Source organism: Neorhizobium sp. CSC1952 (genome assembly GCF_030378245.1).
Taxonomy (GTDB): Bacteria; Pseudomonadota; Alphaproteobacteria; order Rhizobiales; family Rhizobiaceae; genus Neorhizobium; species Neorhizobium oryzae_A.
Window position 1 is genome coordinate 4,294,683 of record NZ_CP128416.1, and the last position, 22,933, is coordinate 4,317,615.

Annotated in this window: 17 protein-coding genes; 10 read left to right on the forward strand and 7 right to left on the reverse strand. The window is 62.4% G+C overall.

What is annotated here, in order from left to right:
- Positions 1 to 43 precede the first annotated feature (43 nt).
- Positions 44 to 607 carry a single-stranded DNA-binding protein gene (locus QTA58_RS20795; RefSeq protein ID WP_289670590.1) on the reverse strand — a complete coding sequence of 188 codons (564 nt, stop codon included), beginning with the start codon at positions 605 to 607 and terminating at the stop codon, positions 44 to 46.
- Positions 608 to 854: 247 nt separating this feature from the next.
- Between QTA58_RS20795 and uvrA the strand changes: the two genes are divergently transcribed.
- Together uvrA and QTA58_RS20805 are read left to right on the forward strand one after the other, a co-directional pair.
- Entirely contained in the window at positions 855 to 3,776 is a 2,922-nt protein-coding gene (uvrA, locus tag QTA58_RS20800; protein WP_289670591.1) for an excinuclease ABC subunit UvrA, read from the forward strand.
- Positions 3,777 to 3,798: 22 nt separating this feature from the next.
- Positions 3,799 to 4,611 (forward strand): DUF72 domain-containing protein, encoded by an 813-nt coding sequence (locus QTA58_RS20805; RefSeq protein WP_289670593.1) that lies wholly within the window; start codon positions 3,799 to 3,801, stop codon positions 4,609 to 4,611.
- Here QTA58_RS20805 and QTA58_RS20810 read toward each other — a convergent pair.
- Positions 4,608 to 6,089: an NAD(P)H-hydrate dehydratase gene (locus QTA58_RS20810; protein WP_289670594.1), complete on the reverse strand. Its 1,482-nt coding sequence runs from the start codon at positions 6,087 to 6,089 to the stop codon at positions 4,608 to 4,610. The two genes, QTA58_RS20805 and QTA58_RS20810, sit on opposite strands and share 4 nt — an antisense overlap.
- Before the next feature lie 343 nt (positions 6,090 to 6,432).
- On the opposite strand from QTA58_RS20810, the gene QTA58_RS20815 reads away from it, so the two are divergent.
- From QTA58_RS20815 to hspQ, 4 genes are all read left to right on the forward strand, one after another.
- The gene (locus QTA58_RS20815) at positions 6,433 to 6,771 is read left to right on the forward strand and encodes a P-II family nitrogen regulator (protein WP_056326314.1); all 339 of its coding nucleotides are present in this window, start codon (positions 6,433 to 6,435) and stop codon (positions 6,769 to 6,771) included.
- Between the two features lie 59 nt (positions 6,772 to 6,830).
- Entirely contained in the window at positions 6,831 to 8,240 is a 1,410-nt protein-coding gene (glnA, locus tag QTA58_RS20820) for a type I glutamate--ammonia ligase (RefSeq protein ID WP_085424413.1), read from the forward strand.
- A 106-nt stretch (positions 8,241 to 8,346) separates the two neighbouring features.
- Positions 8,347 to 9,270 (forward strand): DMT family transporter, encoded by a 924-nt coding sequence (locus QTA58_RS20825; protein WP_289670596.1) that lies wholly within the window; start codon positions 8,347 to 8,349, stop codon positions 9,268 to 9,270.
- A 94-nt stretch (positions 9,271 to 9,364) separates the two neighbouring features.
- The gene (hspQ, locus tag QTA58_RS20830) at positions 9,365 to 9,694 is read left to right on the forward strand and encodes a heat shock protein HspQ (RefSeq protein ID WP_085424411.1); all 330 of its coding nucleotides are present in this window, start codon (positions 9,365 to 9,367) and stop codon (positions 9,692 to 9,694) included.
- Between the two features lie 113 nt (positions 9,695 to 9,807).
- On the opposite strand, the gene QTA58_RS20835 is transcribed toward hspQ, so the two are convergent.
- Positions 9,808 to 10,458: an invasion associated locus B family protein gene (locus QTA58_RS20835; RefSeq protein WP_085424410.1), complete on the reverse strand. Its 651-nt coding sequence runs from the start codon at positions 10,456 to 10,458 to the stop codon at positions 9,808 to 9,810.
- A gap of 286 nt (positions 10,459 to 10,744) precedes the next feature.
- Between QTA58_RS20835 and QTA58_RS20840 the strand changes: the two genes are divergently transcribed.
- The 3 genes from QTA58_RS20840 to QTA58_RS20850 are packed head-to-tail and all read left to right on the forward strand — an operon-like array spanning position 10,745 to position 14,221.
- Entirely contained in the window at positions 10,745 to 12,550 is a 1,806-nt protein-coding gene (locus tag QTA58_RS20840; RefSeq protein WP_289673248.1) for an extracellular solute-binding protein, read from the forward strand.
- A gap of 40 nt (positions 12,551 to 12,590) precedes the next feature.
- Entirely contained in the window at positions 12,591 to 13,262 is a 672-nt protein-coding gene (locus tag QTA58_RS20845; RefSeq protein WP_289670599.1) for a DsbA family protein, read from the forward strand.
- Positions 13,263 to 13,264: 2 nt separating this feature from the next.
- Positions 13,265 to 14,221, forward strand: a complete 957-nt coding sequence (locus tag QTA58_RS20850) for a DMT family transporter (RefSeq protein WP_289670600.1) — start codon at positions 13,265 to 13,267, stop codon at positions 14,219 to 14,221.
- On the opposite strand, the gene mfd is transcribed toward QTA58_RS20850, so the two are convergent.
- Entirely contained in the window at positions 14,222 to 17,728 is a 3,507-nt protein-coding gene (gene mfd, locus QTA58_RS20855) for a transcription-repair coupling factor (protein WP_289673249.1), read from the reverse strand. It lies immediately after the preceding gene.
- An 11-nt stretch (positions 17,729 to 17,739) separates the two neighbouring features.
- Positions 17,740 to 18,069: a succinate dehydrogenase assembly factor 2 gene (locus QTA58_RS20860; RefSeq protein ID WP_289670602.1), complete on the reverse strand. Its 330-nt coding sequence runs from the start codon at positions 18,067 to 18,069 to the stop codon at positions 17,740 to 17,742.
- An 89-nt stretch (positions 18,070 to 18,158) separates the two neighbouring features.
- Here QTA58_RS20860 and recG point away from each other — a divergent pair, with 89 nt between their 5' ends.
- Positions 18,159 to 20,267: an ATP-dependent DNA helicase RecG gene (gene recG / locus QTA58_RS20865; RefSeq protein ID WP_289670603.1), complete on the forward strand. Its 2,109-nt coding sequence runs from the start codon at positions 18,159 to 18,161 to the stop codon at positions 20,265 to 20,267.
- Here recG and QTA58_RS20870 read toward each other — a convergent pair whose 3' ends face one another.
- Together QTA58_RS20870 and glmS are read right to left on the reverse strand one after the other, a co-directional pair.
- Positions 20,268 to 20,963: a DUF502 domain-containing protein gene (locus QTA58_RS20870; RefSeq protein ID WP_289670605.1), complete on the reverse strand. Its 696-nt coding sequence runs from the start codon at positions 20,961 to 20,963 to the stop codon at positions 20,268 to 20,270.
- 92 nt (positions 20,964 to 21,055) lie between these two features.
- Positions 21,056 to 22,882 (reverse strand): glutamine--fructose-6-phosphate transaminase (isomerizing), encoded by a 1,827-nt coding sequence (gene glmS / locus QTA58_RS20875; protein ID WP_289670607.1) that lies wholly within the window; start codon positions 22,880 to 22,882, stop codon positions 21,056 to 21,058.
- Positions 22,883 to 22,933: the final 51 nt, after the last annotated feature.

A 22,933-nucleotide genomic window follows, 5' to 3' on the forward strand; every position in this document is an offset into this window, starting at 1 on the left:
TCGAAACACAATGGATGCCCGACGGCAGACCGGAGCGCCCGGATCAGAACGGAATGTCGTCGTCGAGATCGCGCGAGAAATTGCCGCCGGCCGGCGGCTGGTTGCCGCCGCCGCCACGGTTCGCCCCGCCGGACGGCCGGCGGTCGTAGTCGTTTCCGCCACCATAACCGCCACCGAAATCGTCGCCGCCGCCGAAATCACTGCCGACGCGACTGCCACCGCCGCCGTAACCGCCACGATCGCCACCGCCTTCGCCACGACCATCCAGCATGGTCAGGGTCGAGTTGAAGCCCTGCAGCACCACTTCCGTCGTGTAGCGGTCGTTGCCGCTCTGGTCCTGCCACTTGCGGGTCTGCAACTGGCCCTCGACATAGAGCTTGGCCCCCTTCTTCACATACTGCTCCACAACCTTGCAGAGCCCTTCGTTGAAGACGACGACGTTGTGCCACTCGGTCTTTTCACGGCGCTCGCCCGAATTGCGGTCACGCCAGGTCTCGGAGGTCGCAATTCGCAGGTTGGCGATCGGCCGGCCGTCCTGGGTGCGGCGGATTTCCGGATCGGCTCCGACATTTCCCACCAGGATGACCTTGTTCACGCTACCAGCCATAATTTTCACCTTGTCCGCCGCATTCCGCGGCCCTAAACCAATCCCTGCACTTTAACCCATCGGTCCGATCCGGTGGGTGCCGATGATTTTTAATCCACAGGCAAATTTGTTCTTTATTTGTTCTAATTTATTCCTATAGTGCTGTCAACCGACTCGGAACGGCGCTGCATCGCAGCAGTTTCGTCTCGACACGCGCGCATCAATCACTACATAAGGACCTTCGATCCTCCCCCCGATGAGTATGACGATGAGTGAACTGAAGACCATTTCCATACGTGGTGCGCGCGAGCACAATTTGAAGGGCATCGATCTCGATCTGCCGCGCAATTCGCTGATCGTCATGACGGGCCTTTCCGGCTCGGGCAAATCGTCGCTCGCCTTCGACACGATCTATGCCGAGGGGCAGCGCCGCTACGTGGAAAGCCTCTCGGCCTACGCAAGGCAGTTTCTGGAGATGATGCAGAAGCCGGACGTCGACCAGATCGACGGGCTTTCTCCGGCGATTTCGATCGAGCAGAAGACGACTTCGCGCAACCCGCGTTCGACCGTCGGCACCGTCACCGAAATCTACGACTACATGCGCCTGCTTTTCGCCCGCGTCGGCGTGCCCTATTCGCCGGCGACGGGCCTGCCGATCGAAAGCCAGACGGTGAGCCAGATGGTCGACCGCGTGCTTTCCTTCGATGAGGGGACGCGCCTTTATATCCTCGCGCCGATGATCCGCGGCCGCAAGGGCGAGTATAAGAAGGAACTCGCCGACCTGATGAAAAAGGGGTTTCAGCGCGTCAAGGTCGACGGCCAGTTCTACGAGATCGCCGACGTTCCGGCGCTCGACAAGAAATACAAGCACGATATCGACGTGGTGGTGGACCGTCTCGTGGTGCGTTCCGATATCGGCGCGCGCCTTGCGGACAGTCTCGAAACCTCGCTGAAGCTCGCCGACGGGCTGGCGGTCGCGGAATTCGCCGACAAGCCGCTGCCGCCTGAGGAGACCGCAGCCGGCGGTTCGGCCAACAAGTCGCTCAACGAGACGCATGAACGCGTGCTGTTTTCGGAAAAATTCGCCTGCCCGGTTTCAGGTTTCACCATTCCGGAAATCGAGCCGCGGCTCTTCTCGTTCAACAACCCCTTCGGCGCCTGCCCGACCTGCGACGGCCTCGGTTCGCAGCAGAAGGTCGATGAGGCGCTGATCGTGCCGGAACCTGCCCGCACGCTGCGCGACGGGGCGATCTCGCCATGGGCGAAATCCACATCGCCCTATTACAACCAGACCCTGGAGGCGCTCGGCAAGACCTTCGGCTTCAAGCTCTCGAACCGCTGGAACGAGCTTTCCGAGGAGGCGCAGAAGGCGATCCTGCACGGGACCGAGGAAAAGATCGAGTTCCATTACGCCGATGGCGCCCGCTCCTACAAGACGGTGAAGAACTTCGAAGGCATCGTGCCGAACCTCGAACGCCGCTGGAAGGAAACGGATTCCGCCTGGGCGCGCGAGGATATCGAACGCTACATGTCGGCGGCCCCCTGCCCGGCCTGCAACGGCTATCGCCTGAAGCCGGAAGCGCTGGCGGTCAAGATCAACAAGCTGCATATCGGCGAAGTCACCGACATGTCGATCAAGGCGGCGCGCGACTGGTTCGAAGTGCTGCCTGCCGAGCTGAATGCCAAGCAGAACGAGATTGCGGTGCGCATTCTGAAGGAAATTCGCGAGCGCCTGCGGTTCCTGAACGATGTCGGCCTCGATTACCTGAGCCTGTCCCGGAATTCAGGCACGCTTTCCGGCGGCGAGAGCCAGCGCATCCGGCTCGCCTCGCAAATCGGCTCGGGCCTCACGGGCGTGCTCTACGTGCTCGACGAACCGTCGATCGGCCTGCACCAGCGCGACAATGCCCGGCTGCTCGACACGCTGAAGCACCTGCGCGATATCGGCAATACGGTGATCGTCGTCGAGCACGACGAGGACGCGATCCTGACGGCTGACTATGTCGTCGATATCGGACCGGCCGCCGGCATTCATGGCGGCACGGTCGTCGCTCAGGGTTCGCCGAACGAGGTTATGGCCAATCCGAAGTCGCTGACCGGCAAATATCTCTCGGGCGAGCTCGGCGTGCCGGTGCCGGCCGAACGCCGCAAGCCGAAGAAGGGCAAGGAGATCAAGGTTTTCGGCGCGCGCGGAAACAATCTGAAGAATGTCACGGCATCCGTGCCGCTCGGCGTCTTCACGGCGGTGACCGGGGTTTCCGGCGGCGGCAAGTCCACCTTCCTGATCGAGACGCTTTACAAAGCGGCCGCGCGTCGGGTCATGGGCGCACGGGAAATTCCAGCCGAACACGACAAGATCGACGGTTTCGAGTTCATCGACAAGGTGATCGACATCGACCAGTCGCCGATCGGCCGCACGCCGCGCTCCAACCCGGCGACCTATACCGGCGCCTTCACGCCGATCCGCGACTGGTTCGCGGGGCTCCCGGAGGCCAAGGCGCGTGGCTATCAGCCCGGCCGGTTCTCCTTCAACGTCAAGGGCGGACGCTGCGAAGCCTGCCAGGGCGACGGCGTCATCAAGATCGAGATGCACTTCCTGCCGGACGTCTACGTCACTTGCGACGTCTGCCACGGCAAGCGCTACAATCGCGAGACGCTGGACGTCACCTTCAAGGGCAAATCGATCGCCGACGTGCTGGACATGACGGTGGAGGAAGGCGTCGAGTTCTTCTCCGCGGTGCCGGCGGTGCGCGACAAGCTGCAGTCGCTCTTCGACGTGGGTCTCGGCTATATCAAGGTCGGCCAGCAGGCCAACACGCTTTCGGGTGGCGAGGCGCAGCGCGTCAAGCTAGCCAAGGAACTGTCGAAACGTTCGACCGGCCGCACGCTCTATATCCTCGACGAGCCGACGACCGGCCTGCACTTCCATGACGTCGCCAAGCTCTTGGAAATGCTGCACGAGCTGGTGAACCAGGGCAATTCCGTGGTGGTGATCGAGCACAATCTCGAAGTCATCAAGACGGCCGACTGGATCATCGACATCGGTCCGGAAGGCGGCACGGGCGGCGGCGAGATCGTCGCGGCAGGCACGCCGGAGCAGATCGTCAAGGAAAAGCGGTCCTATACCGGCCAGTTCCTGAAAGAGCTGCTGGAGCGCCGGCCGGCAAAAAAGGTGGAAGCGGCGGAATAGTCATCCGCATCGGGAGGAGTTTATGACCAAAGCCGGCACTATTCGGACGGGCATCGGCGGCTGGACCTTCGAGCCGTGGGAAGGCACGTTCTATCCGGAAAAACTGCCGAAGAAGAAGCAGCTCGAATATGCCGCGAGCAAGCTCAAGGTCATCGAGGTCAACGGCACCTATTACGGTTCGCAGAAGCCCGAAACCTTCGCGAAATGGGCGGCCGACGTGCCGGAAGGCTTCATATTTTCGCTGAAGGCGAGCCGTTTCACCACCAACCGCAAGGTTCTGGCGGAGGCGGGGGAATCGATCGAGAAGTTCCTAGGCCAGGGCCTGACGGAGCTTGGCGACCATCTCGGTCCGCTGCTCTGGCAGTTCGCGCCGACCAAGAAATTCGAGCCGGACGATTTTGAAGCCTTTCTGAAACTGCTGCCGAACAGGCTGGACGGGCTGAAGCTGACCCATGTGGTGGAAGTGCGTCACGACAGTTTCAAGGTGCCGGAATTTGTCGCGCTGCTTTCCAAATACAGTATCGCACCGGTCTGTGCCGATCATTTCGAGTATCCGATGGTCGCCGACGTGACGGCGGATTTCGTCTATGCCCGTCTGCAGAAGGGGTCGGACGACATCAAGACCTGCTATCCGGAAAAAGATATGAAGGCCTGGGCGAAGCGGCTCGAAACCTGGGCCGAGGGTGACGTGCCGGACGACCTGCCGCTGATCGATGCAGCCCGCAAGGTCGAGAAGAAGCCGCGCGATGTCTTTGCCTTCTTCATCCATGAAGGGAAGGTGAATGCGCCTTACGGCGCGATCGCGATGCGCGAACTGCTGGAAGGCAAGGACTAGGCGTCGACCCCGACGCCCGCATGGGCGGCAAGATCTTCGGCCGTCATTCCCCTGCCCGCCCGCCTGGCCGCCTCGCCATGCAGATAGACGCCCGCCGCGGCCGCCTCGAAAGCCGGCATGCCTTGGGCGAGCAGCGCGCCGATCATGCCGGAGAGCACGTCTCCGGAGCCGGCCGTCGCAAGCCGGGGCGGGCCGTTGGCATTGATGCGGGTGCGGCCGTCGGGGCTCGCGATCACCGTGTCGGCGCCCTTGTAGACGATCGCGGCGTGGGCGCGTTCTGCGGCTTTTGCCGCCTTCTCCACCTTGCTCAGGTTTTCGTCCGCGGCGAGATCGGAAAAGAGCCGGGAGAATTCGCCCTCATGCGGCGTCAGCACCAGACGAGTTTCGCCGCCTGCGAAAGCATCGAACAGTTGCTGCGGATTGTCCTTGAAAGATGTGATGCCGTCGGCGTCGAGCGCCAGCGGCCGGTCCTTCAGCGCCAGCACGAACTTCCGGGCCTTTTCCCCAATGCCGAAGCCCGGCCCGAGCACGAAGGCGGCAAGTTTCGCGGTCCCCAGCCAGCTTTCGAGATCTCCGGCCGTATCGACCTGATGCAGCATGACCGCAGTGAGCGAAGAGGCGTTGACGGGCATGGCATCGCCGGGGGAAACGACGGTCACGAGCCCCGCCCCGGCCTTCAAACCCGCCATTGCCGAAAGCCGTGCGGCTCCCGTCCTGCCTGCCGGCCCGCAAAAGACTGCCAGATGTCCGCGCCGGTACTTGTGAGTATCCCCTGCCGGCTCCGGCAGGAGGCCCTGCCACAGCGCCGGCGCATTCTCTCTTATCTTGCCGGCGACGGAATGGACGATGCGGGCCGGAATGCCGATATCGAAAACTTCGACATAGCCGCACAGCGCCCGGCCCGGCAGCAGAAGATGACCGGGCTTGCGGGTCATGAACGTGATCGTGCGCTTCGCCCGGAAGGCCGCGCCGAGCGGCACGCCCCGCCGGCCGCAGAGGCCGGAAGGAAGATCGACCGCAAGGACGGGGATATCCAGATCATGGGCCGCACGAATCACACCCGAGACGATATCGGGCACGGCGCGCGTCAGACCAGCGCCGAAGAGGGCATCGACGATCACATCGCCGGTTTGCGGCCGGTAGTTCTCCAGCGGCGCGGATGGCAGGCGGCAGAGGCCGCGCGCCTGTTCGGCATCGCCCTTCAGCTTTCCCGGATCACCTATATGAAAGATGGCGACGGATGCACCGGCTTCGGCAAGCGCCCGTGCTGCGACGTAGCCATCGCCGCCATTGTTGCCCGGGCCGCAAAGCACGACGAAGCGGAGCGCACCGGGAAAATGCTTGAGCGCGGCGGCTGCGACCGCCTGCCCTGCCCGCTCCATCAGGTCGAAGGACGGGATGCCGGACCGGGCCGACGCGACGTCCGCTGCGGCCATTTCTTCGGGCGTCAAAAGGATATGGTCGAGCGAAAGGTTCATCCCGCTATTGAACGGAAAGAATGATCGGAAAACAAGCGTCCTTCCGGTACACAATCAGATTAAAATTTAAGCAAATGATTAAATTTATACCACTACGCTATTCGGATTTACGCCGGCTCAACTTTCGGAAAATCGACAAGAAAATCCGATTTTTGGACTTCGGCGCACAATATCCGGGCAAAGCGGAAACATTTTTGCCACGAGCCCCTCGCTTATGCGGGGAATTGGTGCAAAATCGCATTATCTTTTTGAATGTGGCGCCGGAGTTTGGCACGATATCTGCATTGGCATGGCCGAGCGGGTAGAGGCCTGCTTCAAGGGAGAAGCGGAGAGATAGTTTCTCATGAAAAAGATCGAAGCGATCATCAAGCCTTTCAAGCTCGACGAGGTGAAGGAAGCCCTTCAGGAAGTCGGCTTGCAGGGGATCACCGTGACCGAGGCCAAGGGTTTTGGCCGCCAGAAGGGCCACACGGAGCTCTATCGCGGCGCGGAATATGTCGTCGACTTTCTGCCGAAGGTGAAGGTCGAGGTCGTCCTGGCGGACGAGAATGCCGATGCGGTCATCGAGGCTATCCGGAATGCCGCGCAGACTGGACGGATCGGAGACGGCAAGATATTCGTCTCCAACGTGGAGGAAGTCATCCGCATCCGCACCGGTGAAACCGGCATAGACGCCATCTAATCCGCCTCAGGCCGCCGGCCCGGGCCTCACAATCGTCATCTTACATCGAGGAAGGTCATATGACGAGCGCAAGCGAAATCATGAAACAAATCAAGGAAAACGACGTCAAGTTCGTGGACCTGCGCTTCACCGACCCGCGCGGCAAGCTGCAGCACGTCACCATGGACATTTCAGCCGTCGACGAGGACATGTTCGCCGACGGCGTCATGTTCGACGGTTCCTCGATTGCCGGCTGGAAGGCCATCAACGAGTCGGACATGGTGCTGATGCCGGATCCGGCGACGGTTCACATGGACCCGTTCTTCGCCCAGTCGACAATGGTCATCTTCTGCGACATCCTCGATCCGATTTCGGGCGAAGCCTACAACCGCGATCCACGCGGCACCGCCAAGAAAGCCGAAGCCTATCTGAAGGCTTCCGGCATCGGCGACACCGTCTTTGTCGGCCCCGAGCCGGAGTTCTTCGTCTTCGACGACGTCAAGTACAAGGCCGACCCGTACAATACCGGTTTCAAGCTCGACTCTTCCGAACTGCCCTCCAACGACGACACCGATTACGAGACCGGCAATCTCGGTCACCGTCCGCGCGTCAAGGGCGGCTATTTCCCGGTTCCTCCGGTGGACAGCCTGCAGGACATGCGCTCCGAAATGCTGACCGTGCTCTCCGAAATGGGCGTGGTCGTGGAAAAGCACCATCACGAAGTGGCGGCAGCCCAGCACGAGCTCGGCGTCAAGTTCGACACGCTGGTGCGCAACGCCGACAAGATCCAGATCTACAAGTATGTCGTTCACCAGGTCGCCAATGCCTACGGCAAGACCGCGACCTTCATGCCGAAGCCGATCTTCGGCGACAACGGCTCGGGCATGCATGTGCACCAGTCGATCTGGAAGGACGGCAAGCCGACCTTCGCCGGCGACGAATATGCGGGCCTTTCCGAGAGCTGCCTCTATTACATCGGCGGCATCATCAAGCATGCCAAGGCGATCAACGCCTTCACCAACCCGACGACGAACTCCTACAAGCGCCTCGTTCCGGGTTACGAAGCGCCGGTTCTCCTGGCATATTCGGCCCGTAACCGTTCGGCGTCGTGCCGCATTCCATTCGGCTCCGGCCCGAAGTCGAAGCGCGTGGAAGTCCGCTTCCCCGACCCGCTGGCAAACCCCTATCTCGGCTTCGCCGCCATGCTGATGGCCGGCCTCGACGGCATCAAGAACAAGATCCATCCCGGCAAGGCCATGGACAAGGATCTCTACGACCTGCCGCCGAAGGAGTTGAAGAAGATCCCGACCGTTTCCGGCTCGCTGCGCGAGGCGCTCGAAAATCTCGATCGCGACCGCAAGTTCCTGACGGCCGGCGGCGTCTTCGACGACGATCAGATCGATGCCTATATCGAGCTCAAGATGACGGAGGTCATGCGCTTCGAAATGACCCCGCATCCGGTCGAATTCGACATGTATTATTCGGCCTGATCCGATCAGGCGCGGTCGCCGCGCCTCCTTCTCTGGAACGGCGGGTTCGAAAGCCCGCCGTTCGCCATTTTGGGGCCCTGCCTCTTCCACGTCCCTCCGGTGCCCCATGCCCTCGCCGAACACGCCGCAGCCGCGCGCCCTCGACTGGCTGATCTTCGCGCTTGTCCCCGTCTTCTTTTCGAGCAACCTCATTTTCGGACGCGGGGTGATCGGAGAAATCGGCCCCTTCATCACCGCCTTCATCCGCTGGGCCGGATCGGCGCTGATCATGGTGCCGGTGCTTTATCTCGATTGGCCGGCCGCCTGGAATTTCGTGCAGAGACATACCTGGCTCTGGCTGTGGCTCGGGTTCTTAAGCATCAGCATCTGCAGCGGCTTCGTCTATTGGGCGCTGACATTGACCACGGCCTCCAATGCGACGCTGATCTACACGACGTCGTCGCTGTTCATCATCCTGTTCGAATGGCTGTTTTCCGGGCGCAGGATCGGCAGCCGCGAGCTTTCGGGCATGGCGGTCGCCTTCGCCGGCGTTACCGCGATCGTCCTGCGCGGCGATTTCGCGGCCCTCACCCATATGGAGTTCAATCTCGGCGATCTCGGGATCCTGGTGGCGGCGATCGCCTTTGCGATCTACTCGGTCCTCTTGCGCCGGCCCGCCGCGCAGACGATCCGGCCGTTCTCGCTCTTCGGCCTCATCGCCTTTTCCGGCTCTCTGCTCCTGCTGCCGCCGGCCCTATGGGAATTCCTTCACGGCGGGCTGCTGCCGAAAACGGCATCGGCCTGGTCGAAGATCGCCGGCATCATTCTTTTCGCATCGCTTGCCGCCTTCTTCTGCTTCCAGCACACGGTGCGCATCTTCGGACCCGCGACGGCCGGTATCACGCTCTATATGATGCCGCCGGTCTCGATCGTCATGGCGGTCATCTTTCTCGGCGAAAAATTCGAGTATTACCATGCGCTCGGCATCGTCCTCGTTCTCGGCGGCGTGATACTTGCCACCGCAAGACCGCGAAAGCTCAGAAATCCTTAAGTCTATCCGGTGGAACGATGGGCGTCCGCCCGCATTACTCTCTTGATGTCGGAGAATTTTGTTCCCACATTAGGATGCGAAAGGACATCGCACCATGAAACAACGCAACGCTAAATTTACCATCGGAGAGGTGGTCCGCCACAAAGTCTTTCCGTTTCGGGGCGTCGTGTTCGATGTGGATCCGGAATACGCCAATACCGAAGAATGGTGGAATGCCATTCCCGCCGAAATCCGGCCGAGCAAGGACCAGCCCTTCTACCATCTCCTCGCGGAGAATGACGAAACGGAATATGTCGCCTATGTTTCGGAGCAGAACCTGGAACACGACGAGAGCGACGCACCGCTGCGCAACCCGCAGGTCTATCAGATCTTCGATCGCGGTCCGTCCGGCCAGCTGAAGCCCAAGATCATCCTGGCCCACTAATACGATCCATCGGAAGCTTCAGAAGCGCCGGCATTCCAGCCGGCGCTTTTTTGTATCCGGAATCAAAAAGCCCGGCACGAGGCCGGGCTTCGGTTTTGGGTTCAAGCCCCGAATCACTGACCCTGCTTGGCGGCGTTCTGGGCGTCTTCCAGCTTCTTGCGCGTCTCTTCCGCCTTGCGCTGCATGCCTTCTTCCAGGCTCCGCTGGCTCTGGGCGATCTGCTCCTGCGGCATGGCCGGGCCGTCGAAAGCACCCGTGAAGCCCGAGAGCGAAATCTTGATCGGGTTCGGCGCGCGACGGAAGTTGATCGAGGTGAAGATCACTTCGTTGCCCTTCTTGAGGCTCGCGATCATCGCATCGGTCAGCGGCACTTCCGCCGTGCACTTGTCCGGAAGGCAGACGACGTAATCGAGCTTCTGTCCTTTGCCGCCATCGATCTGCATGACGATGCCGGGCGGCACGAGGCGCGCGGTCGGCACGGAAACCTGCAGGATCTTGCGGTTGACCTTGCCTTCGACGGTGATCAGGCCAACGGCCGTGATCAGCTGGCCGTTCTGGGCTGCAGTGATGTTCTGCACGACGCAGAGATCGCTGTCGTCCTGCTTGGTGCAGGTCTTGAACCAGCCGAGCGGAGCGCTCGGAGCACCGGCGGCCGGAGCCGCGGCATCCTGTGCAAGGGCTGCAACCGGCAGCGTGCTCGCGCCGATCGAGAGAGCGAGAACGGACATCGCCGTCCGCAGAACTTGGGTTGCCTTGAACATCATAACGAAATCCGTCTCCTGAAATCCGTTGGGTGCGGCCGACGCCGGTCAAATCCCTCGGGGTGTCATTCCTGCCCGTCACCTGTCGGTCAAATGAGGCATTTGAATGACCCGCCCGTCCGGTCACCCTGTTACATCGGGCACGCGTCGATATCCAGCCCTCCTTTCGCATTTTTGACAAGACGTTAACGCCGGCGGTCGCTCTTTTGCGCATTGCTGCGGTTGGTGGCCCTGCCGGCATGCGCTATTTTGCGGGCGAATCAGTGAGGATTCCACCACCATGAGCCCCATGCGACGCTTCGTTCCCGTCATCGCCGCACTCCTGATGAGCACGCCCGCAATCGCCGAGCCGCTGCACGCGATCGCCATGCACGGCAGTCCCGCGCTTGCCCCGGACTACCAGCATTTCCCCTATGTGAACCCGGACGTGAAGAAGGGCGGCAGAGTGACCTATGGCGTGGTCGGAACGTTCGACAGTCTCAATCCCTTCATCCTGAAAAGCATGGGCACGACTGCCCGGGGGGTGTGGGACACGATTTTCGGAAACCTCATCTATGAACCGCTGATGGTGCGCTCGGCCGACGAACCCTTCTCGCTTTACGGCCTCCTGGCGGAAAGCGTGGAATGGGATGAAGACCGCACCTTCGTTCAGTTCAATCTCAATCCCGATGCCAAATGGTCGGATGGTCAGGCGGTGACTCCCGACGACGTGATTTTCTCGTTCGAACTTCTGCGCGACAAGGGCCGCATCCCATTTTCGAACCGGCTGGCGGCCGTCGAGAAGATGGAAAAGGTCGGCGAACACGGCGTCCGCTTCACCTTCAGCGAGAAAGCGGATCGGGAAACCCCGCTGATTCTCGCGACGGCTACGCCGATCCTGCCCAAGCACGTCATCGACCCGGCCACGTTCGACCAGTCGACCTTGAAACCGCCGATCGGTTCCGGCCCCTATCGCATAAAATCCGTCTCGCCCGGCGAGCGCATCGTCTACGAGCGCAACCCGGATTACTGGGGGAAGGATATTCCCTCCAAAATCGGCTTCGACAACTACGATCAGATCACGGTCGAATATTTCCTGCAGGAAAACACGCTGTTCGAGGCCTTCAAGAAGGGCGAGATCGACATCTATCTGGAAGGGAGCCCGACCCATTGGGCGCGGGCCTATGATTTTCCGGCGGTCCGGAACGGCGACGTGGTGAAGGATGCCTTCAAGCCGCAACTGCCGACCGGCATGCTCGGCTTCGTCTTCAACACCCGCCGGCCGGTCTTTGCCGACGTGAACGTACGGGCCGGCCTGTCGCTCGCCTTCGATTTCGAATGGGCCAACAGGAACCTGTTCGAAGGCGCTTACACCCGTACCGAGAGCATCTGGCAGAATTCCCCCCTCACCTCGCTCGGCAAGCCGGCCGACGATCGGGAACTGAAGATCCTTGGCCCGGCCAAGGCCCGGATCGAACCTGCCGTACTCGACGGAACCTATCGCTTGCCGAAGACCGACGGCTCCGGTGCCGACCGCAAGGTCCTGCGCCAGGCGGTCGATCTTCTGCGGAAAGGCGGTTATACGATCAAGAACGGCAGGATGTCGGACGCGGCGGGCAGGCCGCTCGCCTTCGAGGTCATGACCCAGACCATAGACCAGGAGAAGCTGGCGATCGCCTATCAGCGAACGCTCAGGATGATCGGCGTCGACATGTCGATCCGCACCGTCGACGATGCGCAGTACCAGGCGCGATCCTTCAAGTTCGACTACGACATGATCATGAAATCCTATCCGGCGTCGCTTTCGCCGGGCATCGAACAGCTGGGGCGCTGGGGATCCGCCGCGCGCGATGCACAGGGCAGCTTCAATTTCGCCGGTACGGCGGATCCCGACCTCGACAGGCTGATAGACGCGATGCTGGCGGCGCGCGGCGAGGAGGATTTCGAGGCGGCGGTGCGAGCCTATGACCGGATGCTGATTTCCGGCCATTACATGGTACCGCTCTACCACATCCCGGAACAATGGGTGGCGCGGCGCAGCTATATCGGCTATCCCGAGACACTGCCGCTTTACGGCTACCAGCTCAACACCTGGTGGGATAAACGCGCGCAATAACTCCTCTCTCTTTCGGGTTCACCGAAGAAAGGACGCCGCCATGGAGCGCGTAACCATCGACATAGTCTCGGATATCGTCTGCCCCTGGTGCTATCTCGGCAAGGCGCGTCTCGAACTCGCCGTTGCCGACGTGCAGGATGAGGTTGGCGTCGACATCAACTGGCGGCCGTACCGGCTCAATCCCGACCATCCGCCGGAGGGCGTCGATCATCAGGCCGACCTTGCCGCCAAGCTCGGCGGCAAGGATGCGGTCGAACGCGCCCATGCGACACTGAGAAAGCTCGGGGAAGAGGTCGGCATCCGCTACAATTTCGAGGCGATCAAGATCGGTCCCAATACGCTCGACGCGCACCGCCTGCTGCACTGGGCGATGATGGAAGGCCGCGAGGTCCAGGACAAGGTCGCGACTGCGCTCTTCAAAGCGAATTTCGAGGAAGGCCGCAATGTCGGCGACCATACGGTCCTCGCCGATATCGCCGAAAACGCAGGAATGGACCGCAAGGTCGTCGAGAACCTTCTGAAGACCGACGCCGACAAGGACACGGTGCTTTCCGAGATCGACGCCGCGCAGAAGATGGGCGTCACCGGCGTGCCCTTCTTCATCATCGACGGACAATATGCGGTGAGCGGCGCGCAGACGCCGGACGTCTTTGCGAACGCGCTGCGCGAAATCGCCAAGCTGAAGGCCGAGGCCCGCAAGGGCATGATCTGATCATGGCCGAACCGAAAGGGGTTGATCAGGCTTTCAAGGGCGTGATGCTCGCCTTCGCGGCCTTTGCCGCCTATGCCTTCAGCGATGCCAGCGTGAAGATGATCCATGGCGTGCTCAGCCCCTATCAATCGTCTTTCATCGGCGCCGTCTTCGGCCTTGCGGGATTTCCGTTCCTGATGAAGCCGGGCGACCGTGTCACGGATGCGTTCCGCACCTCGAACCGCGCGCTATGGCTGCTTCGTTTCGTCGCCCAGGCCGCTGGCACGATCGGCAGCGTCGTCGCCTTCACCCATCTGTCGATGGCGGAAGCCTTCGTCCTGATCTTCCTGCTGCCCTGTTTCGTAACGATCATGTCGGTCGTCTTCCTGAAGGAACAGGTCGGCATCAAGCGCTGGAGCGCGGTGGTCATCGGCTTCATCGGTACGCTGATCGTCCTGAGGCCCGGCTTTCGCGAACTGTCGATCGGCCATTTGGGCGCCGTGTTCGGCGGTCTGAGCGGCGCCATCTCGATCATCTGCTATCGCGCCATCGGCCCGACCGAAAAGAACATCTCGATGTACAGCGCCGGCGTTCTCGGCGTTCTCGTCATCTGCGGCGTGCTGATGGTTGCGGATTTCCGCATCCCCACTTCGGAACAGTGGCTGTATCTTGCAGGCTTCGGATTGCTGGCGGCGCTTGCCGCCATTCTCCTGATGAAGGCTGCAAACTATGCGCCGGCCGCGATGATCGGCCCGACGCAATACAGCCAGATGATCTGGGCCGTGCTGTTCGGCTATCTGGTCTTCGGCGACCATGTCGATCTTCCGATGCTCCTTGGCATCCTGCTGATATGCGGCTCCGGCCTGCTGACGCTTCAGCGGGAGCGGGTCCGCAATGTCCCGCTGCCCGTCGCGGTCGCGCCGGACGCACAGGCGTCCGCCGTGATTGCGCCCGAAGCATCCGATCAGCCAAAGGCGTGATCACGTCTTCGCCAGTTCCGCGAACTGCGTCATCACCTGGGCGGCGGCGGTAAGCCGCTTTTCAGGCGACGGCAGGTCGCGGGTCAAAAACACGCTCTGGTCCGGCCGGATCTTCGCAAGCGTTCCCTGCTTGGCGATGTAGCCGACAAGCGCCGCCGGGTTCGGGAACTGCTTGTCACGGAAGGAAACGACGATCCCCTTCGGGCCTGCATCGAGCTTCTCGACATTCGCCTTGCGGCAGAGCGACTTGATGTAGACGACCTTCAGCAGGTTTTGAACCTCCGGCGGCATGGGGCCGAACCGGTCGACCATTTCCGCACCGAAGCCGTCGATTTCCGGAAGCTCGGAGAGCTCGCCGAGGCGGCGATAGAGGCCCATGCGCAGATGCAGGTCGGGCACGTAGGTTTCCGGGATCATCACGGTGATGCCGACGGAGATCTGCGGCGACCAGCCGGTATCGGTGATCTCGTCGTCACCCTTCACCTCCGCGACTGCTTCCTCCAGCATCTGCTGGTAGAGCTCGAAGCCCACCTCCTTGATATGGCCGGACTGTTCCTCGCCCAGCAGGTTGCCGGCACCGCGGATGTCGAGGTCGTGGCTTGCGAGCTGGAAACCGGCACCGAGCGTGTCGAGCGACTGCAGCACCTTGAGCCGGCGTTCGGCCGTCGCCGTCAGCGGCTTGTTGACCGGCAGCGTGAAGAGCGCGAAGGCGCGCACCTTGGAACGGCCGACGCGGCCGCGGAGCTGATAGAGCTGTGCGAGGCCGAACATGTCGGCGCGGTGGACGATCAGGGTGTTGGCGGTCGGCACGTCGAGGCCGGATTCGACGATCGTGGTCGACAGAAGCACGTCATACTTGCCGTCGTAGAAGGCGTTCATGATGTCTTCGAGTTCGCCTGCCGGCATCTGGCCGTGCGCGACCGCGACCTTCAGCTCCGGCACGTCGGATTGCAGGAAGGCCTGGATTTCCGGCAGATCGGCGACGCGCGGGCAGACATAGAAACTCTGGCCGCCGCGATAGTGCTCACGCATCAGCGTCTCACGGATGACGAGCGGATCGAAGGGCGAGATGAAGGTGCGGACCGCCATGCGGTCGACAGGGGGCGTGGTGATCAGCGACAATTCCCGAACACCCGTCATGGCGAGCTGCAGCGTGCGCGGGATCGGGGTCGCCGACAGCGTCAGGACGTGAACGTCGCTCTTCAGTTCCTTCAGCCGTTCCTTGTGCTTGACGCCGAAATGCTGCTCCTCGTCGATGATGAGCAGGCTCAGGTTCGCGAACTTGATACCGGCGCCGAGCAGCGCATGGGTACCGACGACGATATCGACCTTGCCTTCGGCGAGGTCCTTCTTGGTCTGGGCAAGCTCCTTGGCGGAAACCAGGCGGGAGGCCTGGGCAATCGTGATCGGCAGGCCGCGGAAACGTTCCTTGAAGGTCTTGTAGTGCTGGCGGGCGAGCAGCGTGGTGGGCACGACGACCGCGACCTGGGCGCCGTTCATCGCCGCGAAGAAGGCGGCGCGCAACGCCACTTCCGTCTTGCCGAAACCGACGTCGCCGCAGACGAGCCGGTCCATCGGCCGGCCGGCGCCGAGATCATCGCGCACCGCGTCGATGGCGTTCGCCTGATCCTCGGTCTCGTCATAGGGGAAACGGGCCGCGAATTCGTCATAGAGCCCTTCCGGCGTCGTCAGCATCGGCGCGCGGCGCGTCATGCGGGTCGCGGCGATGCGGATCAGGTCGTCCGCCATGTCGAGAAGCCGCTTCTTGAGCTTGGCCTTGCGGGCCTGCCAGGCGCCGCCGCCGAGCCTGTCGAGCTGGGCTTCCGCCGCGTCCGAGCCGTAGCGGGACAGAAGATCGATGTTTTCGACCGGCAGGAAGAGTTTTGCCTGGTCGGCATAGTGCAGCTCAAGACAGGCGCGCGGCGCGCCGGCCGCCTCGATGGTCACGAGGCCGACGAAACGGCCGATGCCGTGTTCGGCATGGACGACGAGTGAACCTTCGTCGAGGCCGGCGACCTCGGTCAGGAAATCCGCGCCGCGCTTGCGGCGCTTGCCGCGGCGTACCATGCGGTCGCCCAAAATATCCTGCTCGCCGATGACGGCGACATTGCCGGTTTCGAAGCCGGCTTCGAGGCTCAGAACCGCCGAAGCCGCCTCGCCTTTTTCCAGCATCTCCAGATCGGCCAGTTTCTCGATCGGCCTGATGCGTTTCAGGCCGCGCTCGTCGAGCACCTGCAGCAGCCGATCGAGCGAGCCGGACGACCAGCCGGTGACGAGGACCTTGGTGCCTTCCGCGCGTTTGTCGGCAATGTGCTTGACGACGAGATCGAAGACGTTGACGCGCTCGTCACGATCCTTCTCCTCGGCCTGGGTTTTGGCCCAGCGCGGGCCGGCATGCGCCTCCAAGGTCACCACCCGGCGACCTTCGGCATCCATCTCGTTGAAAGGCGTCAGGCGGAGCGCGTTGACGGCATCGAGCGTCGAGGCGAAGGCCTTGCCGTCGAGATAAAGCTGACCCGGCGAGATCGGCTTGTAGGGTGCGGCCTGTGCCGCGGCACCTTTTCCCTGGCTGCCCGAATCCCGCCGCGCCTCGTAATAATCAAGGACCAGCTTGGAGCGCTCGTTCGCCGCCTCGCGGGCGGTATGGTCGGTGACGATCCGGAAGCCTTCGAGATAGTCGAAGGCGGTTTCCAGCCTGTCGTAGAAAAGCGGCAGCCAATGCTCCATTCCCGCATACCGGCGGCCTTCGGAGACGGCCTGATAAAGCGTGTCGTCGCGGGTCGCGGCGCCGAAAAGCGACAGGTAGTTCTTGCGGAAACGGCTGATCGTGTCGGGCGTCAGCGTCACCTCGCTCATCGGGTTGAGATCGAGGGAGCGCGCCTGTCCGGTCGTCCTCTGGCTGGCCGGGTCGAAGGAGCGGATCGATTCCAGCGTGTCTCCGAAGAAGTCCAGCCGCACCGGCTCCTCCGTGCCCGGCACGAAGACATCGAGAATGCCGCCGCGTACGGCGAATTCGCCCACCTCGCGCACGGTCGCCACCCGTTCGAAGCCGTTCCTTTCCAGCCGCGCGGCGATGTCGTCCATGCGCACCTGGTTGCCGGGCCTGGCCGAGAAGGCAAGGCTCTCGATAATGTCGGCCGGAGCGATCTTCTGCAGCATGGCATTGACCGTGACGAGCACGATCGCCGCATGCGGCTTCCTGGCATGCGAGATCAGCCCGGACAGCGCCGCCAGTCTCCTTGCGGAGACATCCGCACTCGGCGAGACGCGGTCATAGGGCAGGCAGTCCCAGGCCGGAAGCGTCAGGACCGGGATCTCCGGCGCGACGAAGGAGAGCATCTGCTCGAGATCGGGCATGCGCTGGCCGTCGGACATGACATAGGCGACCGGCTGGCCGGCGCGCGCCAGCTCCGCCAGCAGCAGCGGCTCCATGCCGGGCGGCACGTTGCCGATCGTCAGCGGGCTTGGCGCAGCCGCTATCCTCTTCGCATCGAATCCGGGGATCATCTGGCCAGAATTCATCGGGTATTTCCAAGCCTCGCTTCGAGGGAGGCCTTGGTCACCGGGTCGAAATCCGGCGTATAGGCGGCGACGCGCACGAAAAGCGGCGTCCGAAGGTGTTCCGGCAGCGGCTTAGCTCCAGTGATCCAGGCATGCAGATCGTGATCGTCCTCGCCCATGATCGCTTCGAACTCGTCGAGTTCCGCATCCGAAAGGCGGCCGATCTCCGCTTCGGCAAAGCTGCCGAATACGAGGTCCATCTCGCGGATGCCGCGATGCCAGCAGCGATAGAGAATGCGCCTGCGGCGCGGGTCGAGATCCGCGCTCGTGCGCGCTAGTCCTGTCATGTCGATGTCCTTGTTTGCGGTTCATATAAGACGCTTTTCCGTCCCCGTCACCTTGCCAAGTGGGCAAAACTTGACGCAATTTGCGCCTCATGCGTCCCGCCATCCTCGATCCGCTGTTTTCGCCCGTCGCCTCGCTTGCCGGCGTCGGGCCGAAGCTTGCCGAGCTGATCGCCCGCGTCACCGGGCGCGAAGATCCGGACGACTGCCGCGTCGTCGACCTGCTCTTCCACGCCCCCTATTCGTTGATCGACCGGCGCAATCGTCCCGGCATCGCGCTGGCACCGCAGGGCGCGATCGTCACGATCGAGGGCCGCGTCGACCGGCACCAGCCGCCGCCGCGCGGCAAGTCCAACATGCCCTATCGCGTCTTCCTGCACGACGATACCGGCGAGCTGGCGCTCACCTTCTTCCACGCCAAGGGCAATTGGCTAGAGAAATCCCTGCCGATCGACGAGATGGTGATGGTGAGCGGCAAGGTCGACTGGTTCAACGGCCGCCCCTCCATGGTGCATCCGGATTTCATCGTGAAGTCCTCGGAAGCGGAAAACCTGCCGCTGATCGAGCCCGTCTATGCGCTGACGGCAGGTCTTTCATCCAAGGTGTTGCGAAAGGCGATCGACGGCGCCGTCGCGCGATTGCCAGATCTGCCGGAATGGGCGGATGCCAATCTGACGTTACGTCAAGACTTTCCTTCCGTAACGGAAGCTTTCCAACGGCTGCACGATCCGCGCGACGAGACGGATATCGATCCGCAATCTCCGGCACGCCGCCGGCTCGCCTATGACGAGTTCCTGGCCGGCCAGGTATCGCTGTCGCTGGTCAGGCAGCGTCTTCGCAAGGTACCCGGCCAGCCAATCCGGGTGAAGGGCGATATCGCGGCAAAGATCATTGCGGGACTGCCCTTCTCGCTGACGCCTAGCCAACGAGCCGCAGTGGACGACATCCTGAAGGACATGGCCGGCGACGAACGCATGCTGCGGCTGCTGCAAGGCGATGTCGGGGCCGGTAAGACGCTCGTCGCACTGCTCGCGATGGCGGCTGCGGTGGAAGCCGGCGGCCAGGCCGTGCTGATGGCGCCGACGGAAATCCTCGCCCGCCAGCATTTTTTGACGATTTCGAAGCTCGCGGCTTCCGCCGGCGTCACGGTGGAAGTGCTGACAGGCCGTACCAAGGGGCGCGAACGCGACCAGATCGTCGAGCGGATCGCTTCCGGCGAGGCGCAGATCGTCATCGGCACCCATGCGCTGTTCCAGGATACGATCAACTATCACAATCTCATGCTCGCCGTCGTGGACGAACAGCATCGCTTCGGCGTGCATCAACGCCTGCGGCTCACCGCCAAGGGCATTTCGCCGCATATGCTCGTCATGACCGCGACGCCGATCCCGCGCACTCTGGTTCTTGCGGCCTTCGGCGACATGGACGTCTCCAAGCTCACGGAAAAACCCGCGGGCCGCAAGCCGATCCAGACCGTGACGATCCCCACCGAAAGGATCGGCGAAATCGTTTCCCGGCTCCGGAGCGCGATCGATGAAGGAAAAAAAGCCTATTGGATCTGCCCGCTGGTCGAGGAATCGGATGTCTCCGATCTCATGTCGGCAGAGGAGCGCCATGCGGTGCTCGCCAGGGAACTCGGCCGCGACAATGTGGGGCTCATACACGGCCGGATGAGCGGGCCGGACAAGGATGCCGTCATGACCGCCTTCAAGAAAGGCGAGCTGCGGTTGCTGGTCGCGACCACCGTCGTGGAAGTGGGCGTCGACGTGCCGGATGCGACGATCATGGTGATCGAACATGCGGAACGCTTCGGGCTCGCCCAGCTGCACCAGCTGCGGGGCCGTGTCGGACGCGGCGACGAGGCTTCCACCTGCATTCTGCTCTACAAGGGACCCTTGAGCGAAACCGGAAGGGCGCGGCTCTCGATCCTGCGCGACAGCGAGGACGGCTTCCTGATCGCCGAGGAGGATCTGAAACTGCGCGGCGAAGGGGAATTGCTCGGCACCCGCCAGTCCGGCACGCCGGGCTTCCGGATCGCCAGCCTCGAAGCACATGCCGACCTGTTGGAAATTGCCCGCAAGGACGCCGCCTATCTGCTCGAACGCGATCCGGAACTCACCGGCGAGCGCGGCCGGAACATGCGCGTACTCCTTTACCTCCACCGCCGCGACGAGGCGATCCGGTTTCTCCGGGCGGGGTGATCAGCCCGGAACGACGGGCGGAGGCAGGACCGCGGTCGGGGCACCCGCAGCCGGCTTGTATTCCGGAGCGATGAGGCCGCCCGAGATCAGGAGCTTTGCCCCCTCCTCCGGCGTCATGTCGAGCATGACGATCTTGCTTCTCGGCACGAACATCAGGAATCCGGCCGTCGGAACGGGCGTCGGCGGCATGAAGACGGCGACCATTTCCTCCCCTTCCGCATTGAGCCTCGCCGCGATCTCGCCCTGAGCATCGCCGGAAATGAAGACCAGCGCCCACATGCCGGGGCTTGGGAACTCGATCAGCCCGCACTTCTTGAAGGAGGTGGACTGCTCCTTCAGGACCGTCTCGAGGATCTGCTTGACGCTTCTGTAGATCGTCCGGACCAATGGCATCCGGTGCAGGATGGACTCGCCGAAATTGACGATCGACCGGCCGATCAGGTTCTTGCCGAGAAAGCCGACGATGGTGATGAACACGACAGCAATCACCAGTCCCGTGCCGGGAATGGTGATGTTGAAATAATATTGCGGATCGTAGCGCTGCGGGATGTAGGGCGTGACCCAGCTGTCGGCCCAGTCGATGAAGGTGAAGGTCAGCCATATGGTGATGGCCAGGGGCGCGCAGATGATCAGCCCGGTTAGGAAGTTATTCCTGAGGCGGCCGGCCAGCGATATTCGCTCTGGACTGTCGCTCATTCCACTTCCCTAAACTACCTGAGTATTGCCGCATCCATTCGATGCGACAATGCCGGATGCGATACTGCGATGCAAGAAAAAGCGGAGTGTCCTCACTCCACAGTGACGGATTTCGCGAGGTTGCGCGGCTGGTCGACGTCGGTTCCCATGAAGACGGCCGTGTGATAGGCGAGAAGCTGGATCGGCAGCGAGAAGATCATCGGCGCAATGATCTCGTCGACATTCGGCAGCGCGATGGTCGCCATGGTCGGAAGCTTCGAGGCGGCCGCCCCTCTCTCGTCGGTGATGAAGATGATTTTTCCGCCGCGGGCCGCCACTTCCTGCATGTTGGAGACCGTCTTTTCGAAGAACCGGTCATGCGGCGCGATGACGATCACCGGCATGTTCTCGTCGATCAGCGCGATCGGCCCATGCTTCAGCTCGCCGGCGGCATAGCCTTCCGCATGGATATAGGAAATCTCCTTGAGCTTCAGCGCCCCTTCCATGGCAAGGGGAAAGCTCGTGCCGCGGCCGAGATAAAGCACGTCCTTGAAGCGGGAGAGTTCGCGCGACAGCGCCTCGATCTCAGGCTGCACGTCGTTCAGAACCCGGCTCATGATCCGCGGCATCTCGGCCAGATGTCTGACCATCGCCTTCTCGTCGTCCGCCGACACCGTGCCGCGGGCGCGGCCGGCGCCGATCGCCAACGCCGCAAGCACAGCGAGCTGGCAGGTGAATGCTTTGGTCGAAGCGACGCCGATTTCCGGTCCGGCGAGGATCGGGAAGATCGCATCCGACTCACGGGCGATCGTCGATTCCTTCACGTTCACGACGGCGCCGATCTTCAGCCCCTGATCCTTGCAATAGCGCAGCGAAGCGAGCGTGTCGGCGGTTTCGCCGGACTGGGAGATGAAGAGAGCCGCCTGCGAGGGCGAGAGCGGCAATTCGCGGTAACGGAACTCGGAGGCCACGTCGATCTCGACCGGCAGGCGCGCATAGCGCTCGAACCAGTATTTGCCGATCAGACCGGAAAGATAGGCCGTGCCGCAGGCGGCGATCGCCAGTCCCGACGCCTTGCCGAAGTCGATCGCCGTATCGTTCGCCTTCACCGTATGGGCGGCGAAATCGATATAGTGGCCGAGCGCATGGGAGATGATTTCCGGCTGCTCGTAGATCTCCTTTTCCATGAAGTGCCGGTGGTTGCCCTTGTCGACCAGGAAAGCGGCCGCCTGGGACACCTGGCTCCGGCGCTTTACCGGCTTGCCGGAATAATCGACGATCTCGACGCCTTTGCGGGTCATGATCGCGCAATCGCCATCGACGAGATAGGTGATCTCGCTGGTGAAGGGCGACAATGCGATCGCATCCGAACCCAGAAACATCTCGCCGCGGCCGTGGCCGATCGCGAGCGGCGGCCCGAAGCGGGCGGCCATGATCGTCCCAGGATCGTCCTCGAACATCACGACGAGGGCATAGGCGCCCGAAACGCGGTTCAACATGGCAAGCATGGCGGCCCGGTGATCGAGGCCCTGGCGCGTATATTTTGCGAGCAGATGCGCGACGACCTCGGTATCCGTCTGGCTTTCGAAAACCGCGCCGTCGGCGAGCAGCTCGTCCTTCAGCTCGGAGAAATTCTCGATGATGCCGTTGTGGACGACTGCGACGCCGTCCACGAAATGCGGATGGGCGTTCGTTTCGTTCGGTACGCCATGTGTCGCCCAACGGGTGTGTGCGATGCCGATCGTGCCGGGCAACGGTTCCGCATCCAGCCTCTTCTCGAGATTGAAAAGCTTCCCCTCGGCGCGGCGGCGCTCCATCTTCCCGCCGTGGATGGTGGCAACGCCGGCGGAATCATAGCCGCGATATTCGAGCCGCCGCAGCGCGTCGACCAGTCGCGACGCCACCGGTTCCGTGCCGACGATACCGACAATCCCGCACATGAAAGACCCTCTCCGCTTCGTTGAACCCGGGCGGATTCCTAGCCGATTGCA